Source organism: Brasilonema angustatum (assembly GCF_059505445.1).
Genome location: NZ_JCACKO010000133.1, coordinates 1 through 14,918 on the forward strand (window position 1 = coordinate 1; position 14,918 = coordinate 14,918).

10 protein-coding genes are annotated in these 14,918 nt (G+C 40.4%); 5 read left to right on the plus strand and 5 right to left on the minus strand.

What is annotated here, in order from left to right:
- Both AC5JM2_RS23465 and AC5JM2_RS23470 read left to right on the plus strand, forming a co-directional pair.
- On the plus strand, window positions 1-2,383 hold a 2,383-nt coding region (locus AC5JM2_RS23465), incomplete at its 5' end, for a tetratricopeptide repeat protein (RefSeq protein ID WP_495837234.1).
- Between the two features lie 244 nt (window positions 2,384-2,627).
- Window positions 2,628-2,810, plus strand: coding sequence for a hypothetical protein (locus AC5JM2_RS23470; RefSeq protein ID WP_495837235.1), 183 nt, complete (start codon window positions 2,628-2,630; stop codon window positions 2,808-2,810).
- 670 nt (window positions 2,811-3,480) lie between these two features.
- On the opposite strand, the gene AC5JM2_RS23475 is transcribed toward AC5JM2_RS23470, so the two are convergent.
- Together AC5JM2_RS23475 and acsF are read right to left on the minus strand one after the other, a co-directional pair.
- Complete coding sequence (locus AC5JM2_RS23475; protein ID WP_495837236.1) at window positions 3,481-4,386, minus strand: alpha/beta fold hydrolase; 906 nt, start codon at window positions 4,384-4,386, stop codon at window positions 3,481-3,483.
- A gap of 292 nt (window positions 4,387-4,678) precedes the next feature.
- Window positions 4,679-5,755 carry a magnesium-protoporphyrin IX monomethyl ester (oxidative) cyclase gene (acsF, locus tag AC5JM2_RS23480; RefSeq protein WP_495837237.1) on the minus strand — a complete coding sequence of 359 codons (1,077 nt, stop codon included), beginning with the start codon at window positions 5,753-5,755 and terminating at the stop codon, window positions 4,679-4,681.
- A 634-nt stretch (window positions 5,756-6,389) separates the two neighbouring features.
- On the opposite strand from acsF, the gene AC5JM2_RS23485 reads away from it, so the two are divergent.
- On the plus strand, window positions 6,390-7,103 hold the full coding sequence (locus tag AC5JM2_RS23485) for a biliverdin-producing heme oxygenase (RefSeq protein ID WP_495837238.1): 714 nt from the start codon (window positions 6,390-6,392) through the stop codon (window positions 7,101-7,103).
- Window positions 7,104-7,370: 267 nt separating this feature from the next.
- Window positions 7,371-8,753, plus strand: coding sequence for an oxygen-independent coproporphyrinogen III oxidase (hemN, locus tag AC5JM2_RS23490; RefSeq protein ID WP_495837239.1), 1,383 nt, complete (start codon window positions 7,371-7,373; stop codon window positions 8,751-8,753).
- A gap of 284 nt (window positions 8,754-9,037) precedes the next feature.
- Here hemN and ovoA read toward each other — a convergent pair whose 3' ends face one another.
- The 3 genes from ovoA to AC5JM2_RS23505 all read right to left on the minus strand — a co-directional run bounded on the left by ovoA (window position 9,038) and on the right by AC5JM2_RS23505 (window position 12,291).
- Window positions 9,038-10,372 (minus strand): 5-histidylcysteine sulfoxide synthase, encoded by a 1,335-nt coding sequence (ovoA, locus tag AC5JM2_RS23495; RefSeq protein ID WP_495837240.1) that lies wholly within the window; start codon window positions 10,370-10,372, stop codon window positions 9,038-9,040.
- A gap of 135 nt (window positions 10,373-10,507) precedes the next feature.
- Window positions 10,508-11,482, minus strand: coding sequence for an L-histidine N(alpha)-methyltransferase (gene egtD, locus AC5JM2_RS23500; RefSeq protein WP_495837241.1), 975 nt, complete (start codon window positions 11,480-11,482; stop codon window positions 10,508-10,510).
- Between the two features lie 530 nt (window positions 11,483-12,012).
- Window positions 12,013-12,291 carry a hypothetical protein gene (locus AC5JM2_RS23505; protein ID WP_495837242.1) on the minus strand — a complete coding sequence of 93 codons (279 nt, stop codon included), beginning with the start codon at window positions 12,289-12,291 and terminating at the stop codon, window positions 12,013-12,015.
- A 747-nt stretch (window positions 12,292-13,038) separates the two neighbouring features.
- Between AC5JM2_RS23505 and AC5JM2_RS23510 the strand changes: the two genes are divergently transcribed.
- Entirely contained in the window at window positions 13,039-14,352 is a 1,314-nt protein-coding gene (locus AC5JM2_RS23510) for a serine hydrolase (RefSeq protein WP_495837243.1), read from the plus strand.
- The last annotated feature ends 566 nt before the right edge of the window (window positions 14,353-14,918 follow it).

A 14,918-nucleotide genomic window follows, 5' to 3' on the forward strand; every position in this document is an offset into this window, starting at 1 on the left:
AGTCGAGGTTTTGGGATTGAGATATTTATCCTCTTTTTTTGGCGAAGGTATTGTTATTGGAAGGGAAATATTTGTCAACGGTTTGGTAGAAGCAGTTAAAAAACAGCCCTTAGTAGGAGTCATTGGTCCTTCGGGTACTGGAAAATCTTCTGTTGTGTATGCTGGGCTGATTCCCCAACTGCGTATGACAGAAAACTGGGTGATTGAATCATTTCGTCCTGGGAATCAACCATTTTATCAGCTAGCATCTGCGTTAGTTCGTCAATTAGTGCCAGGAGTTGATGAAATTCAACAATTGCGCTCAGCAGCTGGACTAGATAAAAATATACAGCAGGGTTTAGTTACTTTGGAGCAGATAATGTCTCGCATTATGGAACGTAATCCGGGTAAACGTCTGCTGCTGTTTGTCGATCAATTTGAAGAACTCTACACCCTTTGTCAGAAGGAAGAACAAGAACGCTTTGCTGATTTGATGCTCCAAGCTATCCATCAGGAAAATTTAACATTAGTTTTCACATTACGGGCTGACTTCTACGGCTTTGTCCTTGGTTATCGTCCTTTACGAGATGCATTGCAGCAGTTTACACCGCAACTGTTAAGTGCAATGAATCGAGAGGAACTACTTCGAGCAATTGAACAACCAGCCCAGAAGATAGAAGTCCAATTAGAAGCACAATTGGCGCAACGAATTTTAGATGATGTTGGCAATGAACCGGGGAATCTCCCATTGCTAGAATTTGCCATGACTCGACTTTGGTCTTTACAGCAAAACCGCACACTCACTCATCAAGCATACCAAGAGATAGGTGGTGTGAAAAAAGCGCTAGCAAATCATGCTGAGGAAGTTTACCAAAAATTGAGTGAAACAAAGCAAAAAGCTGCACAGCGCATCTTTGTGCAATTGGTGCGCCCAGGGGAAGGAACTGAGGATACTCGTCGCATCGCCACCCGCAAAGAAGTAGGAAATGAGAATTGGGGATTGGTGAGTGATTTAGCAGGATACACAGCCCGTTTGGTTGTCACCGGACATGATGAGAAATCTGGGGAAGATACAGTGGAAGTTGTCCATGAAGCCCTAATCCGCGAATGGCAAACGCTGCGCGAGTGGATGAAAAAAGACCGTTTGTTTCGAGCTTGGCAAGAGCGGTTAAGGGATATTATACATCAATGGGAAGAGACAAAACGAGATCAAGGAGTATTGTTGCGTGGTGTGCCGCTGTCAGAAGCAGAAGAAAAATTAAACACACGGAGCGAAGAGCTAAGTTCATCAGAGCAAGATTTTATCCAACTAAGTATTGAACAACGCGATCGCCAGCTTCGAGAAGAGAAAGCCCGTAGGCGAAGGGGAATTGCTAGTGTTTCAGGGGCAGTATTGATGATTATGACGACATTGGGACTGACAGCTTGGTATCAGTCGAAACAAGCAGAACTCAATTTTGCTATAGCTAAACACTACTCACAAGCGTTTATTTTTATGGCTGAGTACGGGAACAAGAAAGGAGCACTAAACGAGTTCACCCAAGCGTTGCGCCTAAATCCTAACAATGCTAATCTCTACTACAACCGAGGGTTTGTCTATATTAAGTTGGGAAACAACAAAGGCGCAATAGAAGATTACACCCAAGCCCTGCGTCTTAATCCTAAGTATACTAAGGCCTACAACAACCGAGGGTTTGTCTATATTAAGTTGGGAAACAACAAAGGCGCAATAGAAGATTACACCCAAGCCCTGCGCCTAGAGCCTAACTATGCTGATGCCTACTACAACCGAGGGCTTGTCCGTACAAACTTGGGAGACAACAAAGGCGCAATAGAAGATTACAACCAAGCGTTGCGTCTAAATCCTAACGATGCTAAAGCCTACTACAACCGAGGGCTTGTCCGTACAAACTTGGGGAACAAAAAAGGGGCAATAGACGATTACAACCAAGCCCTGCGCCTTAATCCTAACGATGCTAAAGCCTACTACAACCGAGGGTATGTCCGTAGTGATTTGGGAGACAAAAAAGGCGCATTAGACGATTACAACCAAGCCCTGCGCCTTAATCCTAAATATACTGATATCTACTACAACCGAGGGCTTATCCGTGGTGACTTGGGAGACAAAAAAGGGGCAATAGAAGATTACAACCAAGCCCTGCGCCTAGATCCTAAGTATGCTAACGCCTACTACAACCGAGCGCTTGTCCGTAGTGACTTGGGAGACAACAAAGGTGCATTAGACGATTACAACCAAGCCCTGCGCCTTAATCCTAACGATCCTGACGCCTACAACAACCGAGCGCTTGTCCGTAGAGATTTGGGAGACAACAAAGGGGCATTAGACGATTACAACCAAGCCCTGCGCCTAAGGGACGAGGGCGCGAAGAACCAAAAAAATTAATTTTATTATGGCTTATCCTAATTATGGCAACAATTTTAAACTTAGTTATTAGGGCGCGTAATTTAACTGGGCAAGCTTTTTCTTCATTACAATCAAGAAAAATATGTTTCTTTCATATGTTGCTAGTGACGATTGCCCAAAGGGCTTCATCCTTAAGAAAGAGGACTAATTCTTTCCAATAGAAGTAGCACAGTTATAGAATTAGGTACTTAATTGAAATTAAAAATTATGAAATGGAAAAAAGATGAATAAGACATTGATATCAATTCTAATGTTTGGATTCTTACTGTTGTTTATCATTTCTCCCTTTGCTGGTCTTGCAAGCTTGATGATCCTGTTGTTATTCACAGCTTTTTTCTCTTTAGCATCGAACATATTCCAAGCAATTATCGGTAGCAGTGATACCAACTCTAATTCCTCAGGTTAATGGGAGCATCCCAATTTTGCACAGACACCTGGCGAATAGAATTCGCGGCTACACAGGCAAAGTCCGCCTGCGCGGACTAATTACAGCCTGCCTCCGCAGGCTTTGTTTGTATAGCCCCAGACTTCCAGTCTGTTAGCGAAGCGGCACGAAGTGCGGGCATTTTGCACATTTGGGATGTTCCCGTTTGTATTTGGGTGCAATACACGCTCAAATTAAATAGGTTGGGCATTGTAGTGCCCAACCTACACAATATGTGTATTTCAGTAGTCCATAGGTTTACTCAGATCTTGCACCTCCGGCTGATACGCCTTGAACTGAAGTTCAAGGCTAATAACCCAAGTCCGTTAAAACGGACTGAAAAACTTACCCAGTCCGTTTTAACGGACTTGGACTTTGAGCCAATAAATTTATTTCTTGGCGGACGAAAAGTATGGTGCAAGATCTGAGTTTACCTGTTTCTCCGTCATCAGCAGGACTTACGCAACAAGGGAGAATGTCATTGCGAACGGAACGTAGTGGAGTGTAGATGCGAAGCGGCTTCCCGATAGCCGTAAGGCGTGGCGTCAGCCATAGGGTAGCAATCTCGACCTTGAGGAGATTGCTTCGCTGTCGCTCGCAATGACGGAATTACGTTGAAATGCGTAAGTCCTGATCACAAAGGAAAAGCTGTTCAAACAGATGACTCAAGTAAAGGTAAAAATTTCCTAATTAGCCCAATCGTGACAGCAGGAAGTTCCAATTGGGGGGTTAAGCCTACATCCTCTAAGTTATAAAAGATGCGGACTGCCTGAGGGTTCATGTCTGCAAGTCGGCGACCGACTTCTGGTCCTGTAAATTCTGACTTTTGCCCCCAAATCATAGCAGTAGGAATGGTCAATTGAGTTATATATTGAGATAAATCAAAAGATAAATCACCACGTACGAAAGCAAGAGCAGCATACTCTCCATTAAACTGTTGAGCAGATTGCAAATATGCTTCGACAATTTCAGGATAAACTCGTTCTGGACGAGCAAATTGACGTTCTTCCAAAAAGCTGCGAATGCCAAAACTGCTAGAAACCCCAGTCATGTAAAGCAATCGATCTACAACTGGGATGTTGACAATTTGAGCAGATAAACTCTTGCTGTAATCTTGTCCAAATTCAGCCAAACCTGCTGGTGTGGTCAAAATTAAAGACTTGAATAAATCGGGGCGAAGAATCGCAGCGCGAATCGTGAAAGCAGCAGTGAGTGAAGAGGCGATCGCACTAATCGGACCATTGCAAGTCCTTTCTATGAACTCAATAATAGTTTGAATGTAGTCATTAACACTATAACTTCGAGCCGGATGGTCAGAGCGTCCCCACCCAATCAAATCCGGCGCGACGATTCGATAATCCGCAGCAAAAGCTGGATAAACTTTAGACCACTCGTAAGCAGAAGAACCACCACCAAACGCGTGTAGGAAAACTAATGTTTTCTCGCTTGATTGCTCAACATTTGTGTCAGACCACGGTTTCCCAATAGCAGTATAGTACACTATTCTTCCTAGCGTGGTCATCACATATTTTTCACCAAACCCAGGGGGTAAAAACATAGAAATACCTAGTGTGCTGCATTATCATTTCCATCGTGCAGACAGCAGCTAGGAAAAGACATCATTCTAAAGTTGAATCTATAGCAGGGAACAGGGAACAGGGAACAGGGAACAGGGAATAGGGAACAGACTTTCAAGTCTCTTGGTGACCGTGTTTTCTCATTAGTTCGTGTCTTAATCTACCTGGCGACTGCTGTACAAAGCGAATGGTGCAGCAAACAAGTGAATGATTTACACTCAGTCCTTAAGGACGAGTGTAGGCGAATGGCAAATCTTTATGTTTCCGGAAAGTTCAGCAAACTGCTTGGCGAGATACTTCAGCATCAATAGGCTTGATAAAGTAAAGCCGTAACAAATGCCCGATGATTGAAAGTATCAAGGGTAACTTTTGAAAGAATTTGACAATCTTTGGACTATTGCTGTTGTTAATCTCTGTAAGCTTGAGATTAATATCAGAACACTCTTCCAGCCGCCGGAAAAACTCTGGGTGTTCTGTATTTAATATCACAGGAAATGCCCGTGCAGCGGTTTCATTCGTCTTTTCAATCACTTGGATATTGTACTCGTATGCATTGATGCCAATAGAGTGATAAAATGACGCCCTCTCCAGCACTGTTAAAGTATGAGTCGCGAACACAGACAGCAGGAAAAACCGTACCCACAAACGGGCTTTCCAGTTGTTCCAGAGTTGGGGTTGCGATCGCAACAGCGCTTTAAAGAAATCTCCATGTCGATTCTCATCTTGACACCAACTCTCGAAATAGCCAAACAAGGGATAGAATTTCAACTCTGGATGTTTCTCTAGGTGACGGAACATAATGATGTAGCGCCAGTAGCCAATTTTCTCAGACAGGTAAACTGCGTAGATAATCCACTCTGGTGGGAAAAAGGTGTAGGTACGATTCTTTGTCAGATAGCCCAAATCCAGTGAGAGATTAAAATCCCCCATTGCTTTATTGAGAAATCCCGCATGGCGTGCTTCATCCCGCGCCATAAAATTAAAAGCTTCCGCCAAAAGAGGATTTCGCTGTTTGAGTCTGCGCGATAACTCTTTAAACAGAAGAAACCCAGAAAACTCTGAAGTGCAAGAGCGTTCTAAAAAATCAATAAAAGCACGGCGTGTTTCCCCATCAATCATATCCCAACTCTGCTGAAACTCAGAATCACGCACGAAGTGATGGCGGTTATAATCAGCCCGCAGTTCATCCACAATAGCTCTCAACTGGGCTTCATCCGCTGAAATGTCCAACTGTGCTACAGCGTCAAAGTCAGTCGTGTAAAACCTGGGCGTTAACAATGTTTCCTGCACAGGCGCTTTCACACCTGGCTTTTGCAACTCAGGCGTAGGAGTTTGAAGAGACTTAGCCATGAGAATCGTTCAATCAATTTATCTTTTTAAAGCTATATAAGCATAAAATCTTCTTGAAATCTATCAAAAGTAAAATAATTTAAAAAAATGATTTGTAAATCCGAAAATATAAATAAATATAAACGGTTTCCTAGTTACACAACGATTTGATAGTTTAATGGTTAAAGTAGTCATCAATATGGTTTGGAGCAACAAGCGAGCGTGATAGTGTCTCGCTCAGTTCTGCTCTAAACCCAAGATAGCTATCTCTGCCTAACTCTGAGGTTAACTGTGAACTGCTTTTATAATCAGTGAACAGTGAACAGTAAACAGTGAACAAGGGGTGGACGAGTCCATTTCCTACCTGATAACTGATACGAGTGGTACCAATACGGTTCGGTTAAGATCCCCCCGCCTGCGGCGACCCCCTTAAAAAGGGGGTAAAAGAGGGTTATAAGCCCCCCTTTTTAAGGGGGGTTGGGGGGATCTTCAAAATATTAAAACGTTAACCGAACCGTATTGCGAGTGGTACTTGATAACTGATAACTGATAACTGTTGAAGCCTTACACTGGGAATTCTGCGAAAATCCGAAACTTCAATAAATCAAACCCTTGTTTGGGTACGTATTTTATTTGGACGAGAACGATTTTAACGATGAGTAGCAATCTAGCCCAAAAACTTCGCTGCGGAACACAACAGGCTCATGCAGCAATTGAAAATGTGGGATTTATGAAATGTTTTGTTAAAGGAGTTGTCAATAGAGACTGCTTTGCAAAATTTTTAGGTAACTTGTATTACATCTACAGCGAACTAGAAGCAGCATTAGAGCACTACAAAGACCATTCTTTGATCAGTGCTGTGTACTTTAAAGAACTCAATCGCAAAGCTCATTTGGAAAAAGACTTAGAATTTTACTATGGGCAAGACTGGAGAGGGAAAATCGCACCTTCAAAAGCTGCTCAAACTTACATAAGCCGCATTCATGAACTTTCTGCCAAAGAACCTGCGTTATTAATAGGTCATGCCTATACTCGCTACATGGGTGACTTGTCTGGTGGTCAAATGTTGCAAAAGGTTGCTCAGTCAGTCTTGAAGCTTTCCGGATATGAAGGCACATCTTTCTACAATTTTGACCAAATTCCAGACAAGAAAGCATTTAAGGACAAATATCGTCAAACGTTAGATGAACTGCCAATAGATGACGCAACCGCCGACCGGATTGTTGCAGAAGCAAACAACGCATTTCACCTGAATATGCAAATGGTTCAGGAGTTAGAACAAACCCTGATCAAAGCAATTGGTCAAGTCATGTTCAATACCCTGATTAATAGCAATAACACTGATAGCACCGAACTCAGTACAGCTTAGAAATTACACCTCATGCAAAAGTCAACAAACTAGGGGTGTAAGGGTGTAGGGGTGTAGGGGTATAAGGGTTTGAACATCTACACCCTGGCACTCCTATACCCCTTGCCCAAACCCTTGATTTCTTGTTTCCATGCCTAAGTTCTAATATAAATATGAGTGCTTTTATCAAGGTGCATGAATAACGGATTTTATGACGCGTATATAAGATGATTTATCTGTTTGATTCTGACGGTATTCTATACGCTCATCTTATTGGAAGCTACCTCAATGGTTTATCAAATTCCTGGTGTAAAATTTGATTTCGATATCATCAAAAAGTACGATGCTCCTGTACCCAGATACACCAGCTATCCACCAGCAACACAATTAATAGAAGCATTCACCCCAAGCGACTTTAAAAGTGCGATCGCCACCTCAAATCAAAGAAAAACTCCCCTTTCTTTGTATTTTCACATACCCTTTTGCCAAAGTCCTTGTTACTTTTGCGGTTGTAACGTAGTCATTTCAAACAACAAGAATATTGCTCAACCATACGTGGAGTATCTGGTTCGCGACATCAAGAAAACAGCCAGCTTCATTGACCGAGATAGAGAAGTGGTTCAGATTCACTGGGGTGGCGGAACCCCTAATTATTTAAGCCTTGAACAAGTAGAATTTTTATGGAAAAATATCAAGAAAAATTTCACCCTGAGCCAGACAGCAGAAATTTCTATTGAGATTAATCCCCGCTATATCGATAAAAACTACATTTTCTTTTTGAAAGAAATTGGGTTTAACCGCATTAGTTTTGGTATTCAAGATTTTAATCGTCAAGTGCAAGTTGCAGTGAATCGCGTCCAGCCAGAAGAAATGCTGTTTGATGTGATGAGCGCGATTAAAGAAGCGAAGTTTGACAGTGTGAATGTAGATCTCATATACGGTCTACCTTACCAGACTGTCCAGACATTTCAAGAAACGGTTAAAAAAACAATTGAATTAAACCCAGACAGGATTGCTGTTTTTAACTTTGCTTATGTCCCTTGGCTGAAAACAGTGCAAAAAAACATACCAGTAGAAGCACTACCGCCAGCACAGGAAAAGTTAGAAATTTTGAAGACGACAGTTGAGGAGTTGACGAATCATCAATATTTATTTATTGGCATGGATCATTTTGCCAAATCTAATGATGAATTAGCAATCGCTCAAGGCGATCGCACTCTCAAACGCAACTTCCAAGGCTACACAACTCAAGCACAAGCAGAACTCTTTGGTTTTGGTGCCACATCCATCAGTATGCTAGAAGATACCTACGCCCAAAATCACAAGCAATTAAAGGATTACTATCAGGCAATTGACACAGATATTCTACCTATTAGTAAAGGTATCAAACTTACTTGGGATGATATTCTCAGACGCGATGTGATCATGAGCATCATGTGTCATTTTCAACTGTATAAGCAAGATATTGAAGACAAGTACCATATCGTTTTTGACGATTATTTCTCTGAGGAATTAGAAGTGTTGAAGAGTTTAGAAGCAGATGGATTGGTTAGGCTATCAAAAAACCACATTAGTGTCACAGAAATCGGTAGACTACTCATACGAAACATTGCTGTCATCTTTGATATGCACACAATCAAACAAGAGAAAAAGTTCTCTCGTGCAATTTAAAGACTTATATAGCAATCCGTGCAGGAGTTGTGAAATTACTCGTTGAGGTAGGGAACGCTTAACAGGGAACAGGGAAGAAGAATGTACAAATGTACTTTGTTTTTAAGCGCAGAGCGCAGGCACTTTCACACAAATGAAATAGGACTGCTATAGGCGCTTGCCCTTTAACCGAAAAGTATTGAGACCTCTTGCAGAAGTCGGAAACTCTTAACTTTTAACAAAATCTTGTAACATTTCACTTTTGCCAGAGGTTTAATGTCTAAAATTACGAGATTCTTTGATTTCTAAATGCCTTGAACAATCCTAAAACCTGCGTGTTGATAGAAGTTGGGACGGAACCAGTTGCGGTAATATTTTAAAGCCTCTGTGCCGTTCGTTATCCAACATCCTCCTAACATCATGTGATGTTTTGTATCGAAAAAAATAGCAGAATTATCTTCATAAAGATAATGAGGTTTATATCCTGAAAGTGGGTTTAGATTATCACTCAACCATTCCCAAACATTACCCCGCAAATCGTACAGTTCAGAGTAGCTTTTTGCTGTTTCTAACATCCCGACGGGACTCGGTGATCCAAATTTTAAATTGAGATTGTAATTATCTACATCATCTTCTAACAAAGTATTACCGTAAGTAGCTAAATGGTACTCTGCTTCACTCATTAAGCGAGTCTGATTGTCTTTCCAATGACAGTAAGCCATTGCTTCATAGTGATTGACTTCCACAGGCCAATCTAAAGGTAAGTCCATTTCATCAAACATGGCTCGATATTTATAGCTACCATTTTCATGTAGCCAAAATTTGGGATGTTGAATATTGTATTGAGTTTTCCAATTCCAAGATTCTTCATCCCAATAATCTTGATTTTCGTAGCCACCTGACTTGACAAAGTAGATAAATTCGGCATTGGTAATTAGATATTTACTGGCTAAAAAAGATGCAACTTCAACAGTGCGATCGCCATACTCAATATCCCATCCGTAGGTTGGATCATCATAGGCTTTGCCTATTTTCACGACTCCACCAGCAACTTCTATCATTTCATTCTGAGGAGTGTAACCATTAAAAGGGGCATATTTCCAGTTTTGGGGACGTTTGACTCTCTCTACAGACAATTGGCGAATTAACACCGAAGAGGTTTCAATGTGAATACGCTGGTGTTCTATCCCCATCATTAAAGCCCAAAGAGGATGATTTGGATGGATAGGATTCGTGATGGGTGTTTTCTTAATCAGTTCTGCAATGATTTCATAGGCTTGTTCTCGATATTGCCAAACCTCTGCAACTTGGGGCCATTCAAGATGAGCGATCGCTTGATTTAACTCCTGTGGTATTTCAGGATCAACCCCAATTTCAAAGAGAATTTCATAGTCATGATTGAGGTGTTTTTTTAACAAATCAACGCAAATTAATTTATTAATGTAAAAAACAGCCGAATGTCCCAGATAAAAAATCAGAGGATTTCTCAGAGGATCGGGATTGAGATAGAATGTATCTTCTCCAACCAGACTTTTCATCAGAATATCTTCCAATTGCCAAGCATTTTCAAAGTAATTGAGAAGAACTTGATTATTGCAATTATCAAGCTTTGGAGGATAAGCAGATTTAAGAGTATTCATGGTGTCACTAAATTGCTGTGGAAGTAGGACGCTAGAAATTTTTATCCGCAAATTAACTTATAAACCTTGTAAATCAAGGCGAAAAATTTAATTTGCGGATCTGTTTATTCTATTTTAAGTTTTCGGAAGGAAGATTTAAGCTTGGCAAAGAATTAACCCAAACCACTGATTGGGATCTGTCCAAATTTTTAGTGTTTTTAGTCCTTGTAACTCAAGTTCTTTTTGGATAGTTACTAAATCGAACTTGCGAGAAATTTCCGTGAGAATACTTTCTCCAACTTCAAACAAAACATTTAAATTTAGAGTTTCTAGGGACACCCAATGACTTTCAAGGCAATGAAGATACATTTCTATCTGAGTCTCCGTTTGATTATAAATAGCTTCATGGATAAAGAAATTCAAATCGAAACTACCCTGGAAACGCCAATTTAAATGGGAAAGCATATTCAAATTAAAAGCAGCCGTTACTCCTTGACTATCGTTATAAGCCGCTTCTAAAATATCCTTGGGTTTTTGTAAATCAATACCAAGGAGAAAATAATCACCTGTTTTTAAAGTGTGAGCAATTTGCCTCAAAAACCTGTTGCACTCTTGTGCTGTAAAATTCCCGATTGAACTTCCCAGGAAAAAAATCATCCGTGATGGCACGGTAATCGATTCTAGTTTTGCTAAGGCTTGTTCGTAAGTTCCTATTAAGCCCTCAATCGACAAATCGGGATATTTTTGTTGTAGCTGTAACACGCTACTTTTGAGGATTCCTTCACTAACATCAACCGGTACATATTTACAGGAACCTGGAATTTTTTGGTAAGCATCTAATAAAAACCGGGTCTTGGTAGAACTGCCACTGCCTAATTCTACAAGTTCATAAGCACCTGTTATCTGAGCAATTTCATCGGCATATTGACGCAATATCCACGCTTCTGTTCGTGTAGGGTAATATTCTGGTAATTCACATATTTGTTCAAAGAATTCTGAGCCGCGATCATCATAAAAATATTTGGGAGGTAAACTTTTTGGTGTTTGAGTTAATCCTTGAATGACATCTTTACCCTCATTGTTGAGAGCTTGATAATGCTCATTAAGAATTTTTAAATATGTTGTTAACATTTTGTTAATGTCTTAATTTCTGGATTTAGGGTTTAACCCATTACTATTGCAGATTTAGAATGTAATAGCAATACTTTTTATAAGAATAATTTTGTCTAAAATTACCTAATAATCAATAGATTTAACGTAGTATAACGAAAGATTTTACTAATATAATATTGATGAAATCATTCAAAGCTGAGCCAATATAATTCAGTTAAGAAGAATTGTAGGTTGGGTAGCGATCGCAAAACCAAAACTACTTTTATTCTTGTATCGAAAAATAACTGAAAAGTCTTGGAGCATGAGTAGTATACAAATATAAATATGAAAAAAAATATCATAATAATGATATTATCATGAGAATCTGCTTAAAATGTGCTGAATTTTTACGTTTTATGATCCAGATTTTTTGCAATTTGTTTATCTCACCTAGCACTTTTATTTTATTTGTGAATTTACTCCTACAAATAGGGAACTTTTAACTCTTAATAACTCAAGTTCCTAGTTATCAAAAAGCGCCTTGCTTGGGATCATCCATCCTATCTTTGTCAATTTGTAGTGCCAAGAGTTGCGCATTGCGGTGAATCCAGCGCTGCAAGCGGGTTTCCCGCCGTAGGCGACTGGTGTATGCGCAAAGCGCACGCCCAGAGGTCTAAAGCGCAGCGAGACCGGAGATCTTCCCCGGAGGAAGCCAGTACTTGATGAGGGTTTCCCGACCTAGGTATCTGGCGTCGGGTTCCCGGTGTTGTAGCGACTTCGGGGCTGTCCAACCCGGTTTTGTTCAAAAAGGGAGCAAGATGCTCCCACTCTTTGTATTTTGCATGCATAGGGATGCTCTCCCTTGCTTCAATTACAAATTTTTTTGTATCAAAAAAATACTTTTTGACGGACACTCACTAGCAACTTACGTTAGTAAGTAGATAGTACGAAAGATGCCCGTTATCTTTAATATGCACATAATCAAACAGGGAGTATCCCAATTTAAAAAAAAGACAGTAGTGGGAGCATCTTGCTCTCTACTTTTTTACAAAAGTGTGCTGTTCTGCCCGCACTAAAATATAAAATAAATTTACATATTTTGCATGTTGCAATAAAAAAATAGAAAAAGTTCTCTCGTGCAATTTAGAGAGTCTAGGATAACTTTTCGTTCACTTATTAATATGAATACCCTCAAGAAAGAGTTATATATCAAGTTTTGAGAGATTTATCATCAAACAGGATGGTTCTTCTGTAAGGCTTTTTAGGAAGTTAATTTTCGCAACGAGACACAACACATCCTCCTAGCATCAAGGTTGCCATTGCTTATTTGATTTGTTGTGGATAACAAACCACTCTTTAAATTTAAAGACTGACATAGCCAAATGAATGTTCCCAAGAATTTTTTTATGTGGAAAAACCGTTGTTAATTTCGGCTATAACACAAATAACTTAGTTTTCTGTTACTAAACTCACTTGCGATAACGCAACTAATTAGGAATAATTACAGTTTCATGTACTTTTTTTCCGGATAAGGCCATAAAAATCTGGAAAAATTGTCCATACCAATCCTACTATCGCTCACAAAAATCACACGGATGAGACTTAGTTTCCTGTTAGCTAGCGTCGTCAGTATTGTACTGTTATCTTCTCCAGTCAAAGCGGCTCGCTTACAATCTTGGTATTTCGACCCTGTTCAAAATCAACTAGATATAACTACTGATTCTGGAGTACAACCAAAAGCTTTTTTAATCAATAACCCGATGAGACTTGTTATTGATTTGCCAGGAACAACGAATCTAAACGAGAATACAATCCGTAAAAATCTTGGCTCAGCAATTCGAGAGATTCGGCTTGGACAAGTAGACTCCCAGACAACCAGATTGGTTGTTGAATTAGCACCTGGTTACACAGTTTCCCCAGAAAAATTACTGATTCAGGGAGATTCTTCTTCACATTGGATAGTAAAATTCTCCTCAATTGAGCGTGCAGCTATCGGTGATGCACAAGCAACTGTCGTAAATACCAGCGTTGGAGAAGAACAAATTCCCCTCCAAATTGGCGCTATTTCGACCTTTGCTGGAGTTGTCCCCTTGGGTAAGGAATTGTTGCAGCTCAGTTCTCCACTGAAAACACTGATGGCTCGCTACAGCTTTCTCTCACCAGGAATGTTTTTCCTAGACTTGGATACAGGCAACTATTTGGATTTCAATGGAGAGAAAGTATTTCCAGCTGCTAGCACCATTAAGTTTCCGATTTTGGTTGCTTTATTTCAGGAGGTCGATGCAGGTAGAGTCAAGCTGAATGAAACGTTAGTAGTGCGGCGTGACTTGAAGGCTGAAGCTGAAGGTTCTGGAGTCTTACAATTCAAACCTGTGGGAACCAAGCTGAGTGTTTTAGATACTGCCATAAAGATGATTACTATCAGTGATAATACTGCCACTAATATGATTATTGACCGTTTAGGTGGTATGGCTAAGTTAAACGACCGGTTTCGCAGTTGGGGACTGCAAAATACCGTGATTCGTCATCAGTTAGGCGACTTTAAGGGAACTAATACAACCAGTCCCAAAGACTTGGTTAGACTATCGGCGTTAGTTGCAAATAACAAGTTGCTTAGTAGTACAAGCCACTCCCAAGCTTTGGGAATCATGCGTCGCGTTGAGAACAAAAGACTATTACCAGCTGGTCTTGGTAAAGGTGCGGTCATTGCTCACAAAACAGGAACTCTTGGAGTTCTGCTTGGGGATGCAGGTATCATTGAGTTGCCATCCGGTAAGCGATATTTAGCAGGCATTTTGGTGACAAGACCTTTTGGTGATACAAGAGCCAGAGACTTTATTAGTCAAGTTTCTAAGCTCGTTTATGCCTATCTAGACCAACCGAAAGTGACTAGTAGTGTATCTCAATAGAAGTTATTGACAAAAAGTTTGTGGGTATAAGAGAAATATTGTTCTCCCTTATACCTAGCCAAACTTATAGCCTCTACGGCGCTTCTGGTGGCTGCACTTGGCATACTTTGAACAACAGCTTAAACAGCTTGTTCTGAGATAAGTAAGTCAGCGTAAAAATTTCAAGGTATGTCATTGCGAGTGGAACGTAGCGTAGCGGTTCCTCTTAGGAACTAGTAAAACGTAGACCCCGGAGGGGGCTTCCCGCAGGGTAGCAATCGCAAGGATTTTGTGGATTTTACATTCTGTTACATAGTTTGATTTATTTGTGCCGACTTACTTAGTCCCCACATTCCGCATGAGTAAATGTGCTTAAAAAATCTGCTCTCCGCAGGTTGTCGCGTCAAAACCAGAATTTTTCAGAATCGGATAAAATCCAGTCTAGATAAACATTTCACTCTTTTTCTCATATATGGGGGTCGCGAGAAGCGTTTTAGGTAAAACCGACTAATACGCCCGCTCGATTACTGAGAATAGAGTCAATAAACATGATTTTGACACTTTTATTCAAGGCAAAGCTGAGTGTA

Bases quoted from the DNA above. Each gene is read 5' to 3' on its own strand.
- hemN (WP_495837239.1), top strand. From the start codon at position 7,371: ATGGTTTATCAAATTCCTGGTGTAAAATTTGATTTCGATATCATCAAA.
- AC5JM2_RS23485 (WP_495837238.1), top strand. From the start codon at position 6,390: ATGAGTAGCAATCTAGCCCAAAAACTTCGCTGCGGAACACAACAGGCT.
- AC5JM2_RS23475 (WP_495837236.1), bottom strand. From the start codon at position 4,386: ATGTTTTTACCCCCTGGGTTTGGTGAAAAATATGTGATGACCACGCTA.
- AC5JM2_RS23510 (WP_495837243.1), top strand. From the start codon at position 13,039: ATGAGACTTAGTTTCCTGTTAGCTAGCGTCGTCAGTATTGTACTGTTA.
- AC5JM2_RS23505 (WP_495837242.1), bottom strand. From the start codon at position 12,291: ATGCATGCAAAATACAAAGAGTGGGAGCATCTTGCTCCCTTTTTGAAC.
- ovoA (WP_495837240.1), bottom strand. From the start codon at position 10,372: ATGAATACTCTTAAATCTGCTTATCCTCCAAAGCTTGATAATTGCAAT.
- egtD (WP_495837241.1), bottom strand. From the start codon at position 11,482: ATGTTAACAACATATTTAAAAATTCTTAATGAGCATTATCAAGCTCTC.
- acsF (WP_495837237.1), bottom strand. From the start codon at position 5,755: ATGGCTAAGTCTCTTCAAACTCCTACGCCTGAGTTGCAAAAGCCAGGT.
- AC5JM2_RS23470 (WP_495837235.1), top strand. From the start codon at position 2,628: ATGAATAAGACATTGATATCAATTCTAATGTTTGGATTCTTACTGTTG.